Annotated in this window: 25 protein-coding genes; 16 read left to right on the top strand and 9 right to left on the bottom strand. The window is 46.4% G+C overall.

Annotation, left to right across the window (positions count from 1 at the left end; translation table 11 throughout):
* Positions 1-10: 10 nt before the first annotated feature.
* The 3 genes from mraZ to bioB all read right to left on the bottom strand — a co-directional run bounded on the left by mraZ (position 11) and on the right by bioB (position 2,394).
* Positions 11-439 (bottom strand): division/cell wall cluster transcriptional repressor MraZ, encoded by a 429-nt coding sequence (gene mraZ / locus GQ359_RS00825; RefSeq protein WP_215387830.1) that lies wholly within the window; start codon positions 437-439, stop codon positions 11-13.
* Between the two features lie 274 nt (positions 440-713).
* Entirely contained in the window at positions 714-1,334 is a 621-nt protein-coding gene (gene coq7 / locus GQ359_RS00820; RefSeq protein WP_371822464.1) for a 2-polyprenyl-3-methyl-6-methoxy-1,4-benzoquinone monooxygenase, read from the bottom strand.
* A 22-nt stretch (positions 1,335-1,356) separates the two neighbouring features.
* A complete protein-coding gene (gene bioB, locus GQ359_RS00815) occupies positions 1,357-2,394 on the bottom strand; it encodes a biotin synthase BioB (protein ID WP_215387094.1) in 1,038 nt (345 codons plus the stop codon).
* Between the two features lie 89 nt (positions 2,395-2,483).
* On the opposite strand from bioB, the gene bioA reads away from it, so the two are divergent.
* Genes bioA through GQ359_RS00795 form a run of 4 tightly spaced genes read left to right on the top strand, consistent with a single transcriptional unit; the run spans position 2,484 to position 6,988 of the window.
* Positions 2,484-3,830 carry an adenosylmethionine--8-amino-7-oxononanoate transaminase gene (gene bioA, locus GQ359_RS00810; RefSeq protein WP_215387093.1) on the top strand — a complete coding sequence of 449 codons (1,347 nt, stop codon included), beginning with the start codon at positions 2,484-2,486 and terminating at the stop codon, positions 3,828-3,830.
* Positions 3,827-5,056 carry an 8-amino-7-oxononanoate synthase gene (locus GQ359_RS00805; protein WP_215387092.1) on the top strand — a complete coding sequence of 410 codons (1,230 nt, stop codon included), beginning with the start codon at positions 3,827-3,829 and terminating at the stop codon, positions 5,054-5,056. The genes bioA and GQ359_RS00805 overlap by 4 nt, the downstream gene beginning before the upstream one ends.
* Positions 5,053-5,775 (top strand): dethiobiotin synthase, encoded by a 723-nt coding sequence (bioD, locus tag GQ359_RS00800; protein ID WP_251367887.1) that lies wholly within the window; start codon positions 5,053-5,055, stop codon positions 5,773-5,775. The genes GQ359_RS00805 and bioD overlap by 4 nt, the downstream gene beginning before the upstream one ends.
* 19 nt (positions 5,776-5,794) lie before the next feature.
* Entirely contained in the window at positions 5,795-6,988 is a 1,194-nt protein-coding gene (locus GQ359_RS00795) for a M20 aminoacylase family protein (protein ID WP_215387091.1), read from the top strand.
* A gap of 21 nt (positions 6,989-7,009) precedes the next feature.
* Here the strand turns inward: GQ359_RS00795 and GQ359_RS00790 are convergent, their stop codons facing one another.
* The 3 genes from GQ359_RS00790 to apaG all read right to left on the bottom strand — a co-directional run bounded on the left by GQ359_RS00790 (position 7,010) and on the right by apaG (position 9,466).
* Positions 7,010-7,786, bottom strand: a complete 777-nt coding sequence (locus tag GQ359_RS00790; RefSeq protein WP_215387090.1) for an enoyl-CoA hydratase — start codon at positions 7,784-7,786, stop codon at positions 7,010-7,012.
* Between the two features lie 24 nt (positions 7,787-7,810).
* Positions 7,811-8,965: a murein transglycosylase A gene (locus GQ359_RS00785; protein WP_215387089.1), complete on the bottom strand. Its 1,155-nt coding sequence runs from the start codon at positions 8,963-8,965 to the stop codon at positions 7,811-7,813.
* Between the two features lie 126 nt (positions 8,966-9,091).
* Positions 9,092-9,466, bottom strand: a complete 375-nt coding sequence (gene apaG, locus GQ359_RS00780; protein ID WP_015420328.1) for a Co2+/Mg2+ efflux protein ApaG — start codon at positions 9,464-9,466, stop codon at positions 9,092-9,094.
* Positions 9,467-9,515: 49 nt separating this feature from the next.
* Between apaG and rpe the strand changes: the two genes are divergently transcribed.
* The 5 genes from rpe to trpC are packed head-to-tail and all read left to right on the top strand — an operon-like array spanning position 9,516 to position 14,157.
* Entirely contained in the window at positions 9,516-10,241 is a 726-nt protein-coding gene (gene rpe, locus GQ359_RS00775; RefSeq protein WP_215387088.1) for a ribulose-phosphate 3-epimerase, read from the top strand.
* Positions 10,241-11,746, top strand: coding sequence for an anthranilate synthase component I (trpE, locus tag GQ359_RS00770; protein ID WP_215302409.1), 1,506 nt, complete (start codon positions 10,241-10,243; stop codon positions 11,744-11,746). Before rpe ends, trpE begins: the two co-directional genes overlap by 1 nt.
* On the top strand, positions 11,730-12,296 hold the full coding sequence (locus GQ359_RS00765; protein ID WP_215387087.1) for an aminodeoxychorismate/anthranilate synthase component II: 567 nt from the start codon (positions 11,730-11,732) through the stop codon (positions 12,294-12,296). The genes trpE and GQ359_RS00765 overlap by 17 nt, the downstream gene beginning before the upstream one ends.
* Positions 12,297-12,319: 23 nt before the next feature.
* Entirely contained in the window at positions 12,320-13,342 is a 1,023-nt protein-coding gene (gene trpD, locus GQ359_RS00760; RefSeq protein WP_215387086.1) for an anthranilate phosphoribosyltransferase, read from the top strand.
* A gap of 11 nt (positions 13,343-13,353) precedes the next feature.
* Complete coding sequence (gene trpC, locus GQ359_RS00755) at positions 13,354-14,157, top strand: indole-3-glycerol phosphate synthase TrpC (RefSeq protein ID WP_215387085.1); 804 nt, start codon at positions 13,354-13,356, stop codon at positions 14,155-14,157.
* Here the strand turns inward: trpC and GQ359_RS00750 are convergent.
* Entirely contained in the window at positions 14,154-14,708 is a 555-nt protein-coding gene (locus GQ359_RS00750) for a hypothetical protein (RefSeq protein WP_215387084.1), read from the bottom strand. The genes trpC and GQ359_RS00750 overlap by 4 nt on opposite strands.
* A 114-nt stretch (positions 14,709-14,822) precedes the next feature.
* Between GQ359_RS00750 and GQ359_RS00745 the strand changes: the two genes are divergently transcribed.
* On the top strand, positions 14,823-15,173 hold the full coding sequence (locus GQ359_RS00745; RefSeq protein WP_215387083.1) for a hypothetical protein: 351 nt from the start codon (positions 14,823-14,825) through the stop codon (positions 15,171-15,173).
* Positions 15,174-15,238: 65 nt separating this feature from the next.
* Here the strand turns inward: GQ359_RS00745 and ychF are convergent, their stop codons facing one another.
* Complete coding sequence (gene ychF, locus GQ359_RS00740) at positions 15,239-16,333, bottom strand: redox-regulated ATPase YchF (RefSeq protein WP_215387082.1); 1,095 nt, start codon at positions 16,331-16,333, stop codon at positions 15,239-15,241.
* Positions 16,334-16,372: 39 nt separating this feature from the next.
* Between ychF and GQ359_RS00735 the strand changes: the two genes are divergently transcribed.
* Genes GQ359_RS00735 through GQ359_RS00720 form a run of 4 tightly spaced genes read left to right on the top strand, consistent with a single transcriptional unit; the run spans position 16,373 to position 20,929 of the window.
* Positions 16,373-17,647, top strand: a complete 1,275-nt coding sequence (locus GQ359_RS00735; RefSeq protein ID WP_215387081.1) for an FAD-dependent monooxygenase — start codon at positions 16,373-16,375, stop codon at positions 17,645-17,647.
* Entirely contained in the window at positions 17,640-18,359 is a 720-nt protein-coding gene (locus GQ359_RS00730) for a DsbC family protein (RefSeq protein WP_215387080.1), read from the top strand. Before GQ359_RS00735 ends, GQ359_RS00730 begins: the two co-directional genes overlap by 8 nt.
* A 9-nt stretch (positions 18,360-18,368) precedes the next feature.
* Positions 18,369-20,153: a M61 family metallopeptidase gene (locus GQ359_RS00725; RefSeq protein ID WP_215387079.1), complete on the top strand. Its 1,785-nt coding sequence runs from the start codon at positions 18,369-18,371 to the stop codon at positions 20,151-20,153.
* Positions 20,153-20,929 (top strand): uracil-DNA glycosylase, encoded by a 777-nt coding sequence (locus tag GQ359_RS00720; protein ID WP_215387078.1) that lies wholly within the window; start codon positions 20,153-20,155, stop codon positions 20,927-20,929. The genes GQ359_RS00725 and GQ359_RS00720 overlap by 1 nt, the downstream gene beginning before the upstream one ends.
* Here the strand turns inward: GQ359_RS00720 and GQ359_RS00715 are convergent.
* On the bottom strand, positions 20,926-21,225 hold the full coding sequence (locus GQ359_RS00715) for a hypothetical protein (RefSeq protein ID WP_251367886.1): 300 nt from the start codon (positions 21,223-21,225) through the stop codon (positions 20,926-20,928). The two genes, GQ359_RS00720 and GQ359_RS00715, sit on opposite strands and share 4 nt — an antisense overlap.
* A 1-nt stretch (position 21,226) precedes the next feature.
* Between GQ359_RS00715 and hemA the strand changes: the two genes are divergently transcribed.
* Both hemA and prfA read left to right on the top strand, forming a co-directional pair.
* A complete protein-coding gene (hemA, locus tag GQ359_RS00710) occupies positions 21,227-22,543 on the top strand; it encodes a glutamyl-tRNA reductase (RefSeq protein WP_215387077.1) in 1,317 nt (438 codons plus the stop codon).
* A complete protein-coding gene (gene prfA, locus GQ359_RS00705) occupies positions 22,544-23,623 on the top strand; it encodes a peptide chain release factor 1 (RefSeq protein WP_215387076.1) in 1,080 nt (359 codons plus the stop codon). It begins immediately after the preceding gene.
* Positions 23,624-23,625 lie beyond the last annotated feature (2 nt).

Genomic DNA, 23,625 nt, shown 5'->3' with positions numbered 1-23,625 from the left:
CACCCTGTCATCAAAAATTAAATTGCTTCAGGGCTTCAGGCATACCTTGTGCAATGGCAGCCTGTTCTTTTGTAGCGTAAGTAGCGGCGTCCCACAACTCTAGATGACTACCCATGCCGAGTAGCATCACTTCCTTTTCAATACCAGCAGCTGATCGCAGCTCTGGGCTCACCAGAATTCTTCCAGCACTGTCCAAATCAACTTCTGCAGCATTGCCAAGGAAGATTCGACGCCACCAATGGGCATCCATGGGTAATTGCGCGACACGTGAACGGAAAGTTTCCCACTCGGGACGGGGGAATAACAATAGACATCCATCCGGGTGTTTTGTGAGCGTGATACGACCCTCACCTTGAACCAACAAGGCGTCACGATGCTTTGCCGGCACAGACATGCGGCCTTTTGCATCTAAATTGAGAGCTGAAGCACCCTGAAACACCATTTACCCCACTTTTTCACACTTCCTCCCACTTTAGAGGATCGTAATAAGAGGGTCAAGTGTTTTTGGGTAATTTTTTAGGAAATTTCCTAGTGATTACAAACACTTAGCGTTATCTGTTAATAAAATGGTGCTTATAAAATTACTACTTGAAACAAGGGCTTGGAAAATATACTTAAGAATAGGTCTTAGCTATTTAACCTAATAATAGATAAATATACTGTATTAATAAACAGTGTTCTTAATAAAAATATGTGGAATGATTAATTTATGACTAGATTTTGTAAGCAGTGCTTGTCATAACTTTGGACATCGCCTGCATTAGCTTCTGAATCGGTTCCGGCAAGACCGCTCCACCCGCTGAAATTGCTGCCTGTCCATGCTCAATTTCATCAATACGCATTTGATCAACTATGGCACGAGAACGCTCATCTTCTGCGGGTAATTTTTGGATGTGACTCTCCAGATGATTTTCAACCTGCTTTTCGGTTTCAGCAACAAATCCCAAACTCCACTTATCACCCGCTAAGCCAGCAGCCAAGCCGATTGCAAAGGATCCTGCATACCAAATTGGATTGAGATAACTCGTGTGCGAACCCAACTCTTGAAGACGCGTTTCGCACCAAGCTAAATGATCCATTTCCTCTTGACCAGAGTGATCCAGCATCTGACGAATTTCAGGGTTGCGAGCTACTAATTTTTGAGATTGATACAGGGCTTGGGCGCAAACCTCACCCACATGATTTACACGCATCAATCCAGCGGCATGCTCCCGATCTTTTGCGTCCAATAAAGCGGTAGATTGCTTATCTAAACCCGGGGTTAGGCGATGGGCATGAGCACCCCCCACTACCGAGCGTAAGGCTGTATCAAACTCAATAATGACGCGATCAATTAGAGCCATGAGGGGATTTAAACTAGACTAGAACCTCGGCTTTACAGCTTTGTTTGGTCTTTAAACCTAGCTCGGCCAACAGTTCACGGTCTTGTTCTGCTTCCGGATTACCGGTAGTGAGTAATTGCTCACCATAGAAAATAGAATTGGCGCCAGCTTGGAAGCACATGGCCTGAACCGCCCTGCCGAGCTCTTGGCGACCGGCTGACAAACGCACGCGTGCACGCGGCATAGTGATGCGGGCTACAGCAATAGTTCTGACAAACTCCAAAGGATCCAATGGCTTCTGATCTGCCAATGGGGTTCCTGCTACAGGAACCAGATGATTGATCGGAACTGATTCTGGATATGGGCTTAAATTGGCCAAGCGGGCCAAGAAAGCTGCACGCTGTTCACGGGATTCACCCATGCCCACAATGCCACCGCAGCACACTGACATGCCTGCAGCACGTACATTAGAAATCGTATCTAAACGGTCTTGGTACCCACGGGTGGAAATGACTGAGCGATAGAAGTCCTCACTAGTATCCAAATTGTGGTTATAGAAGTCTAAGCCAGCCTCCTGAAGCGCTTGAGCCTGATTGGCTTCCAGCATCCCCAGAGTGGCGCAGGTTTCTAAGCCCAAGGCTTTGACACCCTTAATCATGGCAGTGACTTTTTCAATATCACGGTCCTTAGGCTCCCGCCAAGCAGCGCCCATACAAAAACGATTCGATCCAGCAGCTTTCGCTGCTTTAGCTGCCTCCAAAACCTCATCTAGATCCATCAACTTATTGGCTTTGACGTCAGTGTCATAACGAGCTGCCTGTGGGCAATAGCCACAATCCTCAGGACAGCCACCAGTCTTGATTGACAAGAGGGTAGCTAATTCCACATCACCATCAGGGAAGTTAGCACGATGGGTTTCTTGCGCCTTGAACATCAATTCACTAAATGGGAGGGCAAATAAAGCCTCAATCTCGACAACTGACCAAGCACCCGAAGCATCGACCTCCTTATGCAAATCCTTTTGAGACTTGACTTGGGTAAGGGGTTTTTCAGTAGTTTGGGTGGCCTGCATGGTCGAATTCCAGAAAATAGATTAATTCAAGGCATAAACATAACAGATACAGGCCTAAATTAGGAAAAACTAGTGGTCAAATACCAAACATGAAGCTTATTTCTGATCCTATTCAAAGCTCTCTGGTTGAGCGCAGCCTAGACGCCGTATGGCATCCCTGCACTCAGATGAAACATCATGAATCATTGCCATTAATTGCCATTACCAAGGGTAAGGGTGCTTGGCTCTTTGATGATCAGGGAAATGCCTTACTCGATTGCATTAGCTCGTGGTGGACCAATCTCTTTGGGCACTCCAATCCACGCATTAATCAAGCCATTACGAGTCAACTGGAAAAAATTGAGCATGTCATGCTCGCCGGATTTACCCATGCGCCAGTAGTTGCTCTCTCCGAAAAATTATCAGCTTTAACTCAAGGTCATTTGGGTCATGTATTTTTTGCATCCGATGGCGCCTCAGCAGTAGAGATCGCCTTAAAGATGAGTCATCACTACTGGCGACTCAACAATCAGCCTCAAAAGAAAAAATTTGTCTGCCTTGAGAATGGTTACCACGGAGAAACCTTAGGTGCACTTGCGGTAACAGATGTTGCAATCTTTCGCGAATCATACGGCTCACTTTTACAAGATGTTTTCACTGTCCCATCACCTGATGCGCGCAAAGCAAAGTCTGGTGAGAGCGCTGATGATGTTGCCAAACACGCAGCAAAAATATTAGAAGGGTTACTAGAGGCAGAGCATCAGCATATTGCCGCCATCATTGTGGAACCACTCGTTCAATGTGCCGGGCAGATGGCGATGTACTCTCCAGAATATTTATGCTTAGTGCGATCACTTTGTGACCGTTACAACATTCATCTGATCGCCGATGAGATCGCAGTAGGTTGCGGTCGATCAGGAAAGTTTTTTGCTTGTGAGCACGCAGGAATTTGGCCGGACTTCTTGACACTATCTAAAGGCATTAGTGGTGGCTATCTTCCCCTATCACTTTCTATGACGACTGATAAGATTTATCGTGCGTTCTATGGCGATCAAATGCAACAAGGTTTCTTGCACTCACACTCCTACACAGGCAATCCATTGGCATGCGCTGCAGCACTTGCGTGTCTAGAGATTTTTGAAGCTGACTCTGTTCTCGAAAAAAATCTTGAACGCAGTCAATATCTTGCCAAGGCATTTGCCTGGGCAAAAGTAGATCCTCGCATTGAACATTGGCGCCAGCAGGGAATGATCTTAGCCTTTGATATCAAACCTGAATCACTAAAAAATCCTGCTACGTTTTCACGAGAGATGTTTTCAGCAAGCATGGCGGAGGGTATCCTCATTAGGCCAATTGGCAATACGATTTATGTGATGCCACCCTACATCCTCACCGCTAAGGAAGCCATGCAAATGGGCGCTTCTGTGCAAAGAGCTCTTAATCAGGTGCTGGCATGAGTGCAAAATTTACCGCTCGAGAGATGGTGGCTCAACAGATTGCCGCTCTAGATGAGCAATTGCTGAGACGCAAACTGCGTACCACCGAGTCACCCTGTGACACCAAGGCTCGCGTTGGTCAGCGAGAACTGAAAGCATTTTGCAGCAATGACTACTTAGGGCTAGCAAATCATCCGGAATTAGTTTCTGCACTTACAGAAGGCGCAAAACTATACGGGGTTGGTAGCGGCGCATCACATTTAATTAGCGGCCATAGCATTGCACATGACTTGCTTGAAAAAAAATTAGCTGCCTGTGAGAGTAAACATATCCCTAGTGCGAGGGCGCTATTCTTCAGCACCGGCTATCTTGCAAACATCAACGCCATTACTGGAATTTCTAGGCTTGCTGAGCAAGGTCAAGCCAGCATTTATTCTGCCAAACTCAATCATGCCTCTTTGATTGATGGCGTACGCCTAGCTAGCGCACAAACGAAAGCCAAGATAACTTTATTTGATCACCAAAATCTTGACTTGCTAGAAGAAGGATTAAAGCAAGACACTCTGCCACTGAAATTAATTGTGGTTGATGGTGTCTTCAGCATGGATGGGGATATTGCACCCGTAGAAAAACTGCTCCATATCGCCGAACAATGTGATGCACTCTTAATGGTCGATGATGCCCACGGATTTGGCGTGCTTGGCGAAAAAGGCCACGGTATTTTGGAGCAAGCCGACGTACATTCAGAAAGAATTATTTATGTCGGCACACTTGGCAAGGCAGCCGGTGTGAGTGGTGCTTTTATTTGTGCAGCTGCACCGTTTATTGAGTGGCTTATCCAAAAGGGACGTCCTTATATCTACAGCACGGCTACACCACCAGCAATTGCCCATACCTTACTGAGCAGCCTTGAATTGATCGAAGGTGATGAAGGCATTGCGCGTCGTAAACAACTTCATAAGTTGATTCAGATTTGGAATGAGGAGATGACTTTCTCAGGGTGGGAGAAAACTCCTTCATCTACCCCTATTCAGCCGGTGATTTTAGGAAGCAATGCCAACGCATTAGCGGCAGCCAAACTCTTAGATGAAGCAGGTTATTGGATCCCCGCAATCCGCCCACCCACCGTCCCAGTTGGTAGCTCTCGATTACGCATTACCTTTTCCGCAAACCACAGCGCTAATGATTTACGTGAACTGATTAAGACATTGAAGTCTATTGAGAAACACGTAGAAAGTTATTCATGACGATCAATGCTTCTACTGGTTTTTTTGTAACAGGTACGGATACTGAAGTTGGTAAAACTTTAGTTGCCGGCGCACTTATTCTGAAGCTGAGAGAAACAGGTATTAGCGCAGTCGGCTTTAAACCTGTCGTTGCCGGAACTTATGTGGATGCTAGCGGTCAAAAATTCAATGAGGACTTAGAGACATTACGTATTGCTTCAGGATTAAATGCTCAAGTACAAAGTCTTTGTCCTTACATTCTCGATCAAGCAGCAGCACCCCATCTTGTTGCTAAGGAAACTGATGTCTACCTAGATTCCACCATCATCTTGGCTGATTTGCATTCACTAAATCAAAAATTTGAGGCGGTTGTTGTTGAGGGGGCGGGTGGATTTTTAGTTCCTTTAAATGAACAAGAAGATTTAGGCGATCTCGCTCAGGCAATTGATTTACCAGTCATCCTCGTTGTAGGCATGCGTTTGGGCTGCATTAATCACGCTCTACTCACTTGTGAAGCAATTCAGTCTCGCCAGTTAACGATTGCCGGCTGGGTAGCGAATACGCTTTCAGAGGAGATGCCTCTTCTGGAAGAAAATATTCAAACACTTAAAGACCGGATTTTTGCACCATTTTTAGGTGTTATTCCCACCATTCCTCAGCAGATTCAGAAGCCGGAAAATGCCCCCTACTCCATAGAGTCATTACGATTTGCTGCGGAGCATATAAAACTGCCCGAGTAAATTCAGATAAGATGAAGCTATGCGATTACTTCCAGAAATCATCGACTCCGCATCAGCCATCCAAGAAATTCGTCGCAATATTCACGCGCATCCAGAATTACGCTTTGAAGAAAACCGCACATCTGATCTTGTAGCTGAAGCACTTTCGAGTTGGGGAATCACGGTTTATCGTGGCCTTGGCAAAACAGGAGTGGTTGGCAAACTTGATGGTGACTTAGGTCAAGGCAAGATGATTGGCTTACGAGCCGACATGGATGCACTGCCACTACAAGAACACAACACCTTTGAACACACTTCAAAGAATCCCGGCAAGATGCATGCCTGCGGGCATGATGGTCATACAGCAATGCTCTTGGGTGCAGCCCAATACCTTTCCAATCATCGCGAATTCAAAGGCACAGTCATTTTCATTTTTCAGCCAGCAGAAGAAGGTGGTGCTGGCGCGCAAGAAATGATTAACGATGGACTATTTAAACAATTTCCTTGTGATGCTGTTTTTGGTCTACATAACTGGCCAGGGCTTGCTGAAGGACATTTTGGCGTGACCTCTGGCCCGATGATGGCTTCCAGCAATTCCTTTGAAATCATCGTTCGTGGCAAAGGTGGTCACGCTGCCTTGCCACATAACAGCGCTGATCCAGTGCTTGCAGGCGCTCAAGTTGTACAAGCATTACAAAGCATCATTACGCGTAATAAACGTCCAGTGGATGCCGCAGTATTGTCAGTCACACAGTTCCATGCGGGTGAGACGAGCAATGTCATTCCGGATAGTGCATTTATCGGCGGAACCGTTCGCACATTCACTATCGAGGTGCTTGATTTAATTGAACAACGTTTACGAGAAATCTCTCAGAACGTAGCAAGTGCATTTGACTGCCAAGCAGAAATTAGTTTTGCTCGAAACTACCCTCCGCTCATTAATCATAGCAAGGAAGTTGAATTTGCCAGTGAAGTGATGAGCGACTTAGTTGGTGCACAAAACGTCAATACCTCAATCGACCCCACGATGGGCGCAGAGGACTTTGCATTTATGCTGCTGGAGAAACCAGGTTGCTATGTATTCCTAGGCAATGGTGATGGTGATCACCGTGCGATAGGTCATGGCATGGGCCCATGCCATCTTCACAACCCTTCTTATGACTTCAATGATGCGCTGATCCCAGTGGGCGTCAGCTACTGGGTCAAGCTAGCGCAACGTTACCTAGAAAAATAATTCAGCCTGGCAGTAATTTTTTTACGAGTTCGTAAATTTTGCTGGGCGCTTTTCTATAAAAGCTGCCATACCTTCTTTTTGATCGTTTGTTGCAAAGCAAGAGTGGAACAAACGACGCTCAAAATGAATGCCTTCTGAGAGCGTAGTTTCGTAAGCGGTATTAATTGCTTCTTTCACCATCATTGCAGTTAGTAATGGCATGTCTGCAATCGTCTTGGCAATTGCTTTGACTTCTTTTAGTAAATCGGCTTGGGGGAAAATGCGAGCAACTAGGCCAGAGCGCTCAGCCTCAGCAGCATCCATCATGCGACCCGTTAAAGCCAAATCCATCGCTTTTGCTTTTGAAACTGCACGTGGCAAACGCTGGGTCCCACCAGCGCCAGGAATGATTCCCAATTTCACTTCCGGTTGTGCAAACTTAGCGCTGTCAGCGGCCATGATGGTGTCGCACATCATCGCCAACTCACATCCACCTCCAAGGGCATAGCCAGATACCGCTGCAATCACTGGCTTACGTACTTTTCTAATCTCTTCCCAATTGCGAGAAATAAAGTCACCGCGATAGACATCCGCAAATCCATACTTCGCCATCGTCGCGATATCTGCACCAGCAGCAAATGCCTTTTCACTACCAGTCACAATGATGCATCCAATATTGTCATCCGCATCAAAGCTCAATAGCGCTGCACCTAACTCATCCATTAACTCATCGTTCAGAGCATTTAATACTTGCGGGCGATTGAGGGTAATGATGGCAACCTTGCCATCCACTTCAGTCAATATGGTGTTGTAAGTCATCGATCTCTTTCAAAAATGATTTGTTCAGCGCGGCAACAATAACCACATCTTGCCATCTTGCTTCATGCGTCCTGCTAACTCACCTGCAGCATCCCCTGATCCCCAATAGTAATCCGCTCGTACCCCACCTACAATGGCTTTACCTGTATCTTGTGCCATCACTAATTTTTGTAAGGTTTGAGTACTCAAGGGTCTAGTCGTACTCAAAAATACCGGGGCACCCAAAGGCATCGCTTTCAAATCAATAGCAATGCTGCGCTCCGCTGTTAAAGGCACGCCCAATGCGCCATTAGGGCCCAGATCAGCACTAACATTACCTGGCAACTCTTTAAAGAATACAAAGCGAGGATTGGCATTGAGCATTTCCTCTACTTGGCCTGGATTACGTTTAGCCCATGCACTAATGCCCTGCATAGTGGCCTGACTACGATTAATTTCTTTACGGTCTAACAACCACTGCGCAAAAGACTTAAAGGGCTGGTCATTGGTACCGGCATAACCGAGTCGTAATACGCGCCCGTCTTCTAAACGAATTTTTCCAGAGCCTTGGATTTGCATGAATGCGGCGGCAACAGGATCTTGTACCCAGGCAATTTCAGAACCCTTCAGAACTCCAGAGCTCATCAGCTCTGCACGCGCTGGTGCAGGATCTGGCTTAGAACCTCTCCAAACCTTTGGAAGACCGTATAAGGGAACGGTATAAGTAGCGGTTCGAGTCTGCGAGCCATTCATGACAGGCTCGTAATATCCCGTTATCAAGCCAGAATCTTTGCCAGTAGTGCTGTTACGCACTTCATATACCTGAAAATTCCCCTCAAAATATTGGCGAATTGCGCGCCCATCACGACCTGAAATGCTGCTCGCTTGAGCGCATACCTGACGCCAGTTAATCTCGCTATTGCGTTTGCGTAAGGCATCACAACTCTTGAGCCAAGCAGGCCAAGCCTGGGTTAAATCATCCCCCTGCCAACCAGGCAAGTCTTGCCATGAGACCGATTGAAAGCTAGCGATCGGAGAGCTATAAGGAGATGGGACGTTGCCACTAGTACGGTAACCAGACCCCCTAGTTGAAGGCGTAGAACAAGCTGACAACAAACCAGCAATTGCTAGAACGAATACACTGCAAGCAAGGATTCGCGGGGTTTTCTTGCGACTTATTAATTTGGATATAGAAATCATGATTGCCAATTTACTCGATGAATACCCCATGATCTTGTTTGCTGTGGAGGGAGGCATTGCTTTAGCCCTCCTGCTCTTTATTGTCCTTTGGACCGGCAAGGGCAAAAAATAGTATTTTTTGAGAGCCTAGTGCAAGGTTCTCGGCATCACTAGGGCAAACTCGGGGATGGGGGCCTGGAAAAACTGAGCCTCCTCAGTTACGCAGAAGTACTCTCCGCGCATCGTGCCTGCCGGCGTCGGTAAAGTTGCCCAGCTGGTGTATTCAAACTGCTCACCCGCCCGCAGAAGTGGCTGTTGCCCTACAACCCCCAGGCCACGGACCTCCTGAACATCATTATCCCCATCAGTAATGAACCAATGGCGGGCAATGAGCTGAATACTGGCCGTACCGGTATTGCGAATAGTGACGGTATACGCGAACGCAAACTGGCGGTTATCGGGGTCAGACTGGTCGGGCAAATACTGGGTTTTGACCGTAATGCTGATTTCGTGAGGATTCATGCTCGAATTCTGCTCCATACTAAGGCCAACTGCAAGCTAGAATCTAGGGATGGATAGCCAGAAATCACTCTCAGATAGCCAGTTTGTCATCGCACCCTCCATTTTGTCGGCTGACTTTGCTTGCCTGGGCAAAGAAGTGCAAGATGTTCTCTTGGCTGGAGCAGACTGGATTCACTTTGATGTGATGGACAACCATTACGTTCCAAACCTCACTATTGGACCCTTGGTGTGCGAGGCAATTCGTCCACACGCCACAAAAAATGGCAAACCAGCCATGATCGACGTCCACTTAATGGTTGAACCGGTTGACCGCCTCATTCCTGATTTTGCAAAAGCAGGAGCAAACCTCATTAGCTTTCACCCAGAGGCGAGCCCTCATGTGGATCGCACTATTAATTTAATTCGTGATCAAGGATGTCAGGCAGGGCTAGTGTTAAATCCTGCAACACCACTGCATCATTTAGATCACACCTTAGAATTACTCGATCTTGTTTTGCTAATGTCTGTGAATCCAGGCTTTGGTGGGCAGTCATTTATTCCAAGCACTCTGAGTAAGATTGCTCAAGTTCGTGCACGACTAGATCGCCATCAACAAGAAACTGGTCGACACATTCGCCTAGAGGTAGATGGCGGGATTAAAGTCGAAAACATTGCAGAAGTAGCTAAGGCTGGTGCAGACACTTTTGTTGCTGGCTCCGCAATCTTTGGCAAAGAAAATTATGCTGACGTGATTAAAGAAATGCGCGCAGAACTAGCGACGTCAGGAAAAGCGTAATGCAGCACGAAGAATTTTTAGCCCTAGCAAAACAGGGTTTCAATCGCATTCCATTGGTCAAAGAAGTTTTAGCCGACTTAGAGACTCCGCTCTCACTATACGTCAAGCTCACTCAAGCATTTGGACAAAAGAATACTTACCTACTTGAGTCTGTCTTAGGTGGCGAGCGCTTTGGTCGCTTCTCATTCATTGGCCTTCCCGCTAAAACTGTTTTAAGAACAGTTGGCACACCAACGGCACCACTGACTGAAGTTTTATTCAATGACAAAGTCATTGAAACCAATCACGACAATCCACTCGACTTTGTTGATGCTTATTTCAAGCGCTTCAAGGTGGCGGTTCAACCTGGGCTCCCACGCTTCTGTGGCGGACTTGCAGGCTACTTTGGTTATGACACAGTTCGCTATATTGAATCTCGCTTAGCAAAACACAAGTTGCCAGATGAATTGGGTGTGCCCGACATTCAATTGATGCTAACTGAAGAGTTGGCAGTAATTGATAACGTTGCAGGTCGTATTTATTTAATTGTCTACGCAGACACCAGCGACACAGATAGCTTTGAAAAGGCTCAAGCTCGATTAAAAGAATTGCTTGCTTGCTTAAGCAAACCTGTAAGCATGCCTGCTTCATTGCCGAGCACCAAAACAGAGTTGATCCGTAAGTTCAAAGCAGCTGATTTTGAAAATGCCGTTCTCAAAACTAAAGAATATATTTTGGCTGGCGATTGCATGCAGGTCGTCATCGGCCAGCGCATTAGCAAGCCATTCACAGATTCACCTCTCGCCCTCTATCGAGCATTACGTTCTCTGAATCCATCGCCTTATATGTACTTCTATGACTTTGGTGATTTACAGGTAGTGGGCTCATCACCAGAGATCTTGGTGCGCCAAGAGCAGCGCGAGAGTCAGAAGATTGTGACAATTCGCCCTCTAGCGGGCACACGCCCTCGTGGCGCAACACCCGAAGAAGATGAGCGTCTTGCTACAGAATTACTTGCCGACCCAAAAGAGATTGCTGAGCATGTCATGTTGATTGACCTAGCTCGTAATGATGTGGGTCGCATTGCAAAGACAGGCACTGTCAAAGTGACTGACTCGATGTCAATCGAAAAATATTCCCATGTCCAACACATTGTCAGCTCAGTTGAAGGTGAATTGCTAGACAATATGAGCAATATGGATGTTTTACGCGCCACCTTCCCTGCTGGTACCTTATCGGGCGCCCCAAAGATTCGGGCGATGGAAATTATTGACGAGATGGAAATTGTGAAACGCGGTGTCTATGGAGGCGCAGTTGGCTATCTTTCCTTCTCTGGTGATATGGATGTGGCCATCGCTATTCGCACTGGCGTGATTCGTGATGGTGTATTGCACTCCCAGGCTGGTGCTGGTGTAGTTGCAGACTCTGACCCCACCGCTGAGTGGAAAGAAACCGAAGCCAAAGCCCGGGCAGTATTAATGGCAGCTGATTTAGTACAAGGAGGACTCGATGCTCCTCATGATTGATAACTACGATTCATTTACCTATAACCTCGTTCAGTATTTTGCAGAACTAGGTGAAGAAGTAAAAGTTTTTCGTAATGATGAAATTTCGGTTGAAGAGATTGCCAAAATTAATCCTGCGCGTATTTGCATTTCACCTGGGCCATGCAGTCCAGCTGAAGCGGGAATTTCTGTAGCGACGATTCAACGCTATGCTGGACAAATTCCGATTTTGGGAGTCTGCCTTGGACACCAAGCGATTGGTGAAGCATTCGGCGGCAAGATTATTCGCGCCCAAAAAGTAATGCATGGCAAAACAGATGATATTCATCACACTGGTGTTGGCGTTTTCAAAGACTTACCAAACCCATTTAAGGTGACGCGTTATCACTCATTGGCTATTGAAAAGAGTATGCTGCCAGCAATGCTTGAAATAACAGCCACCTCATCCGATGGCGAGATCATGGGTGTGCGCCACAAGGAACTTGCAGTAGAAGGCGTGCAATTTCATCCTGAGTCCATTCTTTCTGAGCATGGCCATGCGCTGCTGAAGAATTTTCTCCAAGCAAAATAACCAAAAGTATTCTAAGAAGCTCTATGTCTATTACTCCTCAGCAAGCATTGCAACGTTGCATTGAACATCGCGAGCTCTTTCATGATGAGATGACTGCCATGATGCGTCTGATTATGAGTGGTGAGATGCCGCCAACTTTAGTTGCAGGACTGCTCGTTGCCCTACGCACCAAGAAAGAGACCGTTGGTGAAATTGCCGCAGCTGCTCAAGTCATGCGGGAATTTGCCACCCCAGTAATTGTTGAGGATAGAAAAAATTTAGTGGATGTGGTGGGCACTGGTGGCGACGGAGCTCACACCTTCAACATTTCTACTGCTGCCATGTTTGTGGCGGCAGCTGCCGGAGCCAAAATTGCTAAGCACGGCAATCGCAGCGTCAGCAGCAAATCTGGCAGTGCAGATATTTTGGAGTCGCTAGGCGTGAAGCTATCGCTTTCCCCAGAACAAGTAGCGAAATGTATTTCAGAAGTAGGAGCTGGATTTATGTTTGCTCCGAATCATCACCCCGCAATGAAAAACGTCGTACCGATTCGTAAAGATTTGGGTGTGCGCACGATATTCAATATCCTAGGTCCACTCACGAACCCGGCAGATGCCAAGCGTATTCTGATGGGTGTCTTTCATGCTGACTTAGTCGGCATCCAAGCACGTGTATTGCAAGCCATGGGTATGGACCATGCACTCGTCGTCTATGGACGCGATGGTTTAGATGAGATTTCTTTAGAAGGTCCTACGCTCGTGGGTGAACTCAAAGATGGCCAGGTTCGTGAATATGAGATTCATCCAAAAGACTTTGGTTTGAACACTGCGCTGACTAATGGCTTTAAGGTGGCTGATGCTGAAGAGTCTAAGGCCATTGTTTTAGATGTACTCAATAAAACTCCTGGCCCAGCGAGCGACATTGTTTGTCTCAACGCTGGAGCAGTGCTGTATGTAGCGGATGTAGCCCCAAGCATTGCTAGTGGCATTCAGATGGCCCAAGCAGCTATTGCATCTGGCGCTGCCCGCCATAAGCTGGACCAATTTGTAGCCGCAACCCAAAACTAATTAAGATCTTCATGAGCGATATCCTCGACAAAATTGTTGCCACCAAGAAGATTGAGGTAGCTGCCGATTCAAAAAAAATCTCTTTAGGCAATCAACGCGATCAGGCCGAAGAAAATAATCGTGATGCTCTTTTAAAACCACGCGGCTTTATTCAATCTATCGAAAATAAGATTGCGGCAGGCAAAGCGGGTGTGATTACTGAAATTAAGAAGGCGAGTCCTAGCAAAGGAATCTTGCGCGAAAATTTTCAACCTGCTGAGATTGCTCAGTCCTATGAAAACAATGGTGCAGCCTGCCTATCCGTTCTCACAGATAAAGATTATTTCCAAGGCTCTAATGATTATCTTCAAGCAGCAAGAGCTGCATGCGGTATTCCTGTATTACGTAAAGACTTTACGATTGATCCATACCAAGTCTACGAAGCAAGAGCGATTGGTGCTGATGCGATTTTATTGATCGTGGCCTGCCTTGAACTCAATCAAATGAAAGAGTTGGAAGCTTGTGCACATGAGCTGGGCCTAGATGTGCTTGTTGAGGTACATAACGCACCTGAACTAGAGCAAGCCCTCGAATTGAAAACCCGATTGCTCGGCATTAATAATCGTAACTTGAAGACTTTTGAAGTTACCCTGCAAACCACCCTATCCTTACTATCAATGGTGCCAACAGGTAAAACATTGGTTACTGAATCCGGAATCATGAGCCGAGCAGATGTCCAGCTAATGCGCGATCACCATGTCAACGCATTTTTGGTCGGCGAAGCCTTCATGCGCGCAAATGATCCAGGCGCAGCTTTAAGCGAACTATTTAACTAAGCAAGCCTAAAGCCCTTAAGTAGATCAAGGCCATATTTAATAAGGCCAATTAGCAGCACTGTTCCCAAAACATCCCCAATCATCATTACCAAGAAGTGATTAAGGCTTCCAGCCTCATCAAGCCCTCTGAGCGCAAACCACCATTGATGTAGACCCGCACTGAGAGCTGCGAAAATCAAGATGCAGACCACTAAGTTCTGTATGGTCAGGTTACTCAAGTCAGGCAAGATATTGACATTCCTTAATACAAAAACTCTTGCTAAATAAGGCGCAAATCCAGATATCAATCCAATGCCGATGCAGGTGATGAGCTCTGGTGGAAATTGCCCAAAATAACAAATCATGAAAGATGCGAGTGCAATTCCAATGGCGCCTGGTAAACCAAAAATGAGCGTCAGAAATAAACGTAAGCCAGCAGGAAGATAAATCCAATTTACACCCAGGCCATAAGCGAGATGACTTGTAAGCCAATCATTCAAATAAAACAGGGCTGAATAAGAGAAAATGCTAACCAGGAAGCCTGTAGTCGATTCCGAGAATATTCTTTTCATGACTGTCAGCATGGCTATTAGTGAAATATCGGTTCATACTACCAGCCAAGCATTAGGGAATATACTAAGATTAACCCTAAAGCCAATAGACTTAAACACCATTGATACAAAAATATGTCCACTGTTAAATCTTCTTGCTACATTCGATTTTTAAACCTGATTGATGTCCTTGACCGCATCAACCCTGGGAAAAAGCTCGACTCAATTGAAGAAGGTCTACTCGACAAAATTATTTTGAGCTTTGATGCCAAGAAGCCCATTTTGGTGGGAGACCTGATTTCCCTATCCGAGCTAGGCTCCCAAGCAACGCTTCATGGGCGACTCAAGAATCTCAGCGCTATGGGCTATATCAAGATGGCTGCGAATGAAGATGGACGCAAAAAAGAAGTAGTTCCTAGCAAGATTGCCATCAAGCGCTATGAAGAAATTTCCAAGTGCCTTGCAAGGGCTGTTAAAGAAAGCTAATTCAAGCCCAAGAATATAAAAAAGCCCTTATCACTAAGGGCTTTTTACATTTAGAGGCACTGTTTTTAAACGTTAAAGAGGAAGTTCAAAACATCACCATCTTTAACAACATACTCCTTACCCTCGGCACGCATCTTTCCAGCTTCCTTGGCACCAGACTCACCCTTGAATTGAATAAAGTCCTCAAAAGCAATGGTTTGTGCACGAATAAAGCCGCGCTCAAAATCTGTATGAATCACTCCGGCAGCCTGTGGGGCAGTATCACCTTGATGAATTGTCCAGGCGCGAACTTCTTTAACACCAGCTGTAAAGTAGGTCTGCAGGCCCAATAACTTATAGCCTGCACGAATCACGCGATCCAATCCAGACTCTTCCATACCGAGGTCTGCCAAGAACTCAGCTTTGTCAGCGTCATCTAAATCAGCGATCTCGGCTTCGATTGCGGCACACACTGCAACCACTGGCGCACCCTCTTTAGCTGCATGCTGAATCACTGCCTCTAAATGCGGATTATTGTCAAAGCCGTCTTCTTTGACGTTAGCGATATACATTGCTGGCTTTGCGGTAATTAAGCACAGTGGCTTTAAAAGCAAATTTTCTTCGTCAGTCAGTTTCAAGCTGCGGACAGGCTGAGCTTGATCTAAATGGGCTTGCACCTTAGTCAGTACAGCCACGAGAGCTGCCGCCTCTTTGTCATTCCCTGACTTAGCAGCTTTACTGGAGCGTTGAAGGGTTTTTTCAACGGTTGTTAAGTCGGATAAGGCTAGCTCAGTGTCGATCACTGCGATATCGGAGATCGGGTCAATCTTGCCAGCCACGTGGATCACGTTGGCATCCTCAAAACAACGGACCACATGGGTGATTGCGTCTGTTTCACGGATGTTGGCCAGGAATTGGTTTCCCAGGCCCTCACCCTTAGAGGCTCCAGCCACCAAACCTGCAATATCGACAAATTCGACAGCAGCAGGCAGGATGCGCTCAGGCTTGACGATCTCAGCCAAAGCGGCAAGACGGGGGTCAGGAACCTCAACCACACCCACATTAGGCTCGATCGTGCAGAAAGGATAGTTTTCCGCCGCGATTCCAGCTTTGGTAAGCGCGTTAAAGAGGGTAGATTTGCCGACGTTAGGCAGGCCGACGATGCCACATTTCAAAGACATAGCCGTATTGTAAAGGGCTAGTTTCGATATCATCGAGATATGTCAGAAGTTCAACAAAATTCCTCCGCTAAGTTGCCTAAAAATACCTCCCAAATCCGGGGGGTTGATGTCGTCGTGGTAGGTGGAGGCATAGCAGGCAAGGCCTGCGCATTGGGTCTAGCCCAGCTTGGATTTCAAACCATTCAAATTGCCCCCGACCTGGGGCAAGCGGTTCCCACACCCCAGGGTAATCAATGGGGGCAACGTATTTACGCCTTTTCTCCCAGTACCCAAAAATTACTTGCCCATCTACAGATTTGGGATGCGATTGATCACAGCCGCATGCAACCCGTTCGAGATATGCGGATTTTTGGCGATCGCGGAGAAAAACAGGATCAACTGCACCTATCCGCTTTTGAGGCTGGTACACCCCAATTAGCCTGGATTGGCGAATCGAATGTGATCGAGCACACTCTAGATCAAGCCTCACGCTTCCAAAATAAATTAGAGCGCATCAGCGATGCAGTCGAAAGTATTGAAGTAGATTCCGATGGGGCAACACTTCACATCACAAATGGATCTGCCTTACGTGCTCAACTCATCATTGCGGCTGATGGAGCTAAATCACCAATTCGCACTGGGCTGGGCATTTCTATAAAAGAAGAAAGCTACTCACAAAGCGCTGTGGTGGCTAATTGGACTTGCAGTAACGCGCATCTCGAAACTGCCTATCAGTGGTTTTTACCTGGGGGCGATATTGTGGCTATGCTGCCTTTACCAAATAAGCAAGCCTCAATGGTATGGTCAACTTCGCCAGAAAATGCCGCTGACCTTTTAAAGCTAGATCAAGCAGCATGGAATGATCGGTTTGCTTCAATTGCTCACGGAGCAATTCTTGCTCAACTTGGGGCTCTTAGTCTTAATTCAACGCCAGCTGCCTTTCCACTTAAAAGAATTCGGGCAAGTCGATTTATTGGCCCAGATGAAAATCCTAAGGTTGTGCTGATTGGTGATGCTGCCCATGTGATGCATCCCCTGGCTGGTCAAGGCTTGAACCTGGGATTAAGGGATGTGGCAACCCTGCTCCACATCTTGAGTCAACGCGAATCCTTCCGACTACCAAACGATAGAGTTTTATTGCGTCGCTACGAGCGCCAACGTCAAGGCGATACCAGCGCTCTGCTCTGGGTGACAGACAAACTGAAGAAGCTATTTTCAGCAAGTAGCAGCACTGAAAAGCAATTACGCAATTGGGGACTGGGTATGGTCAATCGTAGTCACTTTATTAAACGGCGCCTTATTGAACGCGCTCTTGGAGATACTGATTTTGAATAAATTATTTTCTACTATTGCCTTAGTTTGCTCTCTTACTTTTTTAGCGGGAGTAGTCAACGCACAATCAGAGCAACAAGTCCGATCTGAGTTACAAAAAAAGATTGGCCCAAACACGAAAATCAAAGGCGTCTCTCAATCACCCATTCCGGGAATATATGAGGTCTTGGTTGGAAATGATGTGTTTTATACCGATGCAAACAGCAAATACTTAATCCAGGGTGAAATCATTGAGATAGCCACAGGAAAAAATATTACCGAACAAAAGCAAGCAGATCTGAATCGCATTAAGTGGTCTGAGCTCAATCCAGCAAATGCATTAAAAGTAGTGCGTGGTAATGGCAGTAGGCAGCTGGCCATTTTCTCCGATCCAAATTGCGGCTACTGCAAGCGTTTGGATAAATCGTTGCAGCAACTAGATAACGTGACTATCTACACTTACTTAATTCCAATTCTGTCAGCCGACTCTGCACAGAAATCTAAACAAATTTGGTGCGCTGCTGACCCCCAGAAAGCTTATGTTGATTGGATGATTAATGGTGTTGCGCCCAGCGGCAAAAGCGACTGTGCCACTCCTTTAGATAAGAATATGGCCTTTGCCAAAACCTATGGAATAACAGGGACCCCAACTATTTTCTTTACTGATGGAAGTCGCTTCCCAGGTGCTGTTCAAATTACCGATATTGAAAAGAAATTTAGCAGTCTTAAGTTGTAGGCAATACTGATGAGCAAATTAAATAACTCTGATCTACCTGTAATTCAATACACCATTTGGGCAGCTGATCTACATGGCCACCGCTTTCATGTGAAGTTGCATATTGAAAACCCATTACCCAATGGACAAATTCTGCAAATGCCCGCCTGGATTCCAGGTAGCTATTTGATTCGGGACTTTAGCAAGCAAATTGAAACGATTGAAGCATTCGCACTTGATAACCCAAATGAAGCGCTACCGTTAGAACGGATTGACAATGATCAGTGGCGTTTGCCCAAAGTGGCTGGTGCAGTAGAAATCCTCACAACCGTTTATGCATTTGATTCTTCTGTGCGCGCAGCCTATCTAGATTCTGAACGTGCGTTTATTAATCCAAGCAGCTTATGTTTGGCAGTCAAAGGTCAAGAATCTTTACCCTGCGCTTTCGTGTTGATTCCACCAAAAGATGCTTGTGCAAACTCATGGGCCGTTCAGACAGGCTTGCAGCCTGCCAAGGTTGATAGTCAAGGTTACGGCTTTTATCTCGCCAAAAACTATGATGACTTACTTGATCATCCAATTGCCATGGGTGAGTTTCAGATTGCCCATTGGAAATCCAATGGTGTATCACACAGCATGGCGATACAAGGATGTATTCATGAAGTTGATCTTGAGCGCTTGGCCTCAGATCTTCAGGCTATCTGTACTTGCACCATCAACCTCTTTGAACCCAAGACTAAAAAAGCCCCCTTCCAGAATTATTTATTTTTAGTTAACGCCGTTCTTTCTGGATACGGTGGACTTGAGCATCGTAATAGCACTGCCCTACTATGTCGTCGAGATCAAATTCCTCAAGTAAATACCCCCTTAGATGAAGTATCCTATCGTGAGTTTTTGGGTCTCTGTAGTCATGAGTATTTTCATGCCTGGCTAGTCAAACGCATTCAGCCTAACGCATTCCAACCCTATCAACTCGATCGCAGAAACCATACTCGATTACTCTGGTTGTTCGAGGGCTTTACTAGCTACTACGATGACTTGCAATTATTCCGCAGCAAACGTATTGATCTAAAGGCTTACCTCAAGCTAGTTGCGAATAATTGGAATGGTATTTTGCGTGGCCCAGGAAGACTAAAGCAAAGCCTTGCAGATAGCTCTTTTGATGCTTGGACTAAGTACTATCAAGCTGATGAAAACACACCAAATGCGGTCGTAAGTTATTACGGCAAAGGCGCCTTGGTCGCCCTAGGCTTAGATCTCAAGATCCGCGCATTTACAGGCAACCGTCAATCCTTGGATGATTTAATGCGCCTCATCTGGCAAACTCATGGAGTCACGCTAGATGGCATTGCTGAAGATGGTTTGGATGACTTGATATTGAAATTGCTTGGGACAGAATTCTCCAAAACCTGGAATGAATTTAAGTCTCGTTATATTTTTGGCGCTCAAGATATTCCAATTCAAAAATGGATTGATCCAAAAACGATTTCGGTTAAACAGAAAACCCATTCCAAGCTTGAGAAGATCAAACTGCAATTGGGATTGCGTCATAGTGATAGCAATGGTTGGCTAAAGGTGACGCATATTCTTGATGGTGGAGCTGCACAATTAGCAGGTCTAGCTCCTGGAGATCTATTGGCCAGCATCAACGGTGAACGCATTACTGCCGCCCGCTGGGATAAGGTGCTATCTAGTTTGATCACAGGGCAAGTCATCCAGATTTGCTTTTACCGAGATGATTTAGAGCATGAGTGCATGACCGTTCTTGAGGATGATCAAATTCCAACTCAATACACCCTGACACCTGCTGAGTAATGCATTCGTTTTCTGCGGCTGACATTCCAGAGGACTGGCGTACCCTACTCGGGGATTATTTTGAGTCCATAGAGTGGCAAATGCTGCAGACCAATCTGCGGTCTGAACTAAATAAAGATGCAGAAAAAATTTGCCCTGAGCCCCAGAATTTTTTTAAAGCGCTGACATTAACCCCGCTTACTCAGGTCAAGGTCGTCGTCTTGGGGCAGGATCCGTATCACTCCCCTGGACTGGCCCAGGGCTTGGCTTTTTCGATTCCCGCCAATATTCCGATCAATTCCAGGCAATTTCCAAGCTCCTTACGCAATATCAGTAAAGCCCTGGCGCTCGAGGGTTTTGGTGCTATTCCCAATGGAGATCTCCACGGGTGGGCTGAGCAAGGAGTGCTACTCCTCAATACGGCTCTTAGCGTGAGATTGGGTGAAGCGGGCAGCCATGTTAATCTTGGGTGGAAATCCCTTATTGATCGACTTATCGAGAATTTAGCGCTCCAAAAGCCATATCTAGTCTGGATGCTTTGGGGTGGGCATGCTCAATCTAAGTTGCCCCTGATTGAGACCGCCCCAAACCAATCGATTCTGCAATCCTCCCACCCTTCTGGACTGGGGGTCTACAAAACAGATCAGCCATTTCTACAGCCTGGCGCAAAGGTAAGTTGCGGGCATTTCACTAAAGCTAATGAATGGCTGGTAGAGCACCATGAAACCCCTATTAGCTGGACTGCCCGAAATGAGGAAAACATCGATACTGGCCCTCAGAGCACCCTATTTAACTAACTATTAACTGTCGCATAGAGGCAACCTGCAAGGCAAGAAGCCACTATCGTGCTCAGCCATTCCAGCATCTGACCCGATTGAAATAAGCCCGAAAATTGGCCGATATAGGAGCTGACTAGAGCGGCCAAGAAGCCAATTAAGGCTGCAATAAGAAATTTCTTAGCTTTGGGCTTAGTTCGGCGTTGTCCTGGATAAAAAAGCAGGGCAAATAGGCCCGTTAAGCCGCCGATCACTAGAAAAGCTAAAAACCCCATTACCACCCCCATTGTTGCTGCCATCAAATCTATAATCACCATTATGAAGTTGTTGACACTCGGCATCAATCATCACACAGCGCCGGTCGCCATTCGGGAGAAGGTCGCCTTCGACCCTGAGTTTCTTCAAGAAGCGTTGCACGATCTTCGCCAACATCTCGTTGGCGCGAATCAGGTTGGGCTACCTGAAGCCACAATTTTGTCGACCTGCAATCGCACTGAGGTGTATTGCGCTGCTAATGATGCAGATGCAGCGAGTCTTTTGCATGAAGCCACTTTTGATTGGTTGGCAAAAACTCAACAGCTCGCTCCAAGTAGTTTAGAGCCGCATATTTATTCATTGCCGCAATCCGATGCAGTTCGTCACGCCTTTAGAGTTGCCTGTGGATTAGACTCCATGGTGATTGGTGAAACCCAAATCTTGGGTCAGATGAAAGATGCTGTGCGCACTGCAAATGATGCAGGCGTTCTAGGCACGTATCTCAATCAACTCTTTCAGAAAACCTTTGCAGTTGCAAAAGAAGTTCGTGGCTCCACAGAAATTGGTGCTCACTCAATCTCGATGGCAGCAGCCTCAGTTCGCTTAGCCGAACGTATTTTTGAAAGTATTACCGACCAACGTGTTTTATTTATTGGCGCTGGCGACATGATCACCTTATGCGCAACGCATTTTGTAGCGCGTAAACCTAAAGCAGTTGCAATCGCCAATCGAACAATTGAACGCGGCCAAGAATTAGCAGACTCGATTTCGATTCAAGATATTGAAGCTGAATCATTCAAGCTCTCCGAACTCCCCTCACGATTGCATGAATTTGACATCATTGTTTCAAGTACAGCATCCTCGCTTCCGATCATCGGCTTAGGAATGGTAGAGAGCGCTTTGAAGCAACGTCGCCATAAACCGATGGTGATGGTTGACTTAGCAGTACCTCGTGACTTTGAGCCTGAGATTGCTCGTTTAAATGATATCTATCTTTATACGGTAGATGATTTAGGTGTGATGATTCAAACAGGCGCCTCTCTTCGTCAGGCTGCAGTAAGCCAAGCCGAAGCGATTATTGAAGATCGCGTTGGTAACTTTATGCATTGGATGCAAGGTCGCAAGACTGTGCCGTTGATTCAGGATATTCAGCAACAAGGCGAACACCTCAGACAACTTGAGCTCGACCGCGCAATGAAGCGATTGATGCGTGGTGAAGATCCCCAAGAAGTTCTCAATGCAATGGCTCAAGGCTTAACCAATAAGTTCTTGCACGGCTCATTGCATGCTTTACAACACTCCAATGGCGCTGAGCGTGACGCCCTGATTAAGTTGCTTCCCAAACTATTCGCCTCACACTCCAAGCCAGAAGACCATTAGATGAAGCCCAGCATGCGGGCTAAGCTAGACCACCTAGACACGCGCTTAGCCGAACTCAATTCCCTATTAACTACCGAAGAGTCCACGAAAGACATGGACAACTATCGGAAGCTCACACGCGAGCATTCTGATATTGCGATGGTAGTTGAGCAATTTGGTTTATACAAACAAGCTGAGGCTGATGCTCAAGCAGCTGAAGAGATGCGCAAAGATCCAGAGATGAGGGACTTTGCCGACGAAGAACAAAAACAAGCACAAGCCACTATGGAGGAGCTTGAGGGCGTTCTACAAAAACTCTTACTACCCAAAGATGTCAATGATGAACGCAATGTCTTCTTAGAAATTCGTGCGGGTACGGGTGGTGATGAGAGTGCACTTTTTGCTGGTGACTTACTCCGAATGTATACGCGCTTTGCTGAACGCCAAGGCTGGAAGGTTGAAGTGGTCAATGCTGCTGAATCTGACCTGGGTGGATATAAGGAAGTTGTTCTCCGCTTAGTAGGCCAATCTGTTTACTCGCGCCTCAAGTTTGAATCTGGTGGTCACCGCGTACAACGCGTCCCCCAAACAGAAACTCAGGGCCGTATTCATACTTCGGCCTGCACGGTCGCAGTGATGCCAGAAGCAGATGAACTAGAAGCAGTCAAAATAAATCCTGCCGAATTACGAATTGATACTTTTAGGGCTTCAGGTGCAGGTGGTCAGCATATTAATAAAACCGATTCTGCAGTGCGTATTACCCATCTGCCAACCGGCACAGTAGTTGAGTGTCAAGATGATCGTAGCCAACATCGCAACCGTGAACAAGCGATGAAGGTGCTAGTCTCACGCATCATGGATGCGCGCGAACGTGAAAAACATCAACTTGAAGCGCAAACACGTAAATCCCTCATTGGCTCTGGTGATCGCAGCGATCGTATTCGTACATATAACTTCCCTCAAGGTCGGATTACTGATCACCGTATTAATCTCACACTCTATAAGATTGATGCCATGATGGATGGCGATTTAGATGATCTGTGCAATGCTTTGGCATCAGAACATCAAGCCGAGCTTCTAGCAGCACTTGGTGATAGTTAATA

The sequence above is a fragment of the Polynucleobacter sp. AM-7D1 genome, from assembly GCF_018688455.1.
Classification (GTDB): domain Bacteria; phylum Pseudomonadota; class Gammaproteobacteria; order Burkholderiales; family Burkholderiaceae; genus Polynucleobacter.
This window is presented reverse-complemented; position numbering and strand designations above follow the sequence as displayed.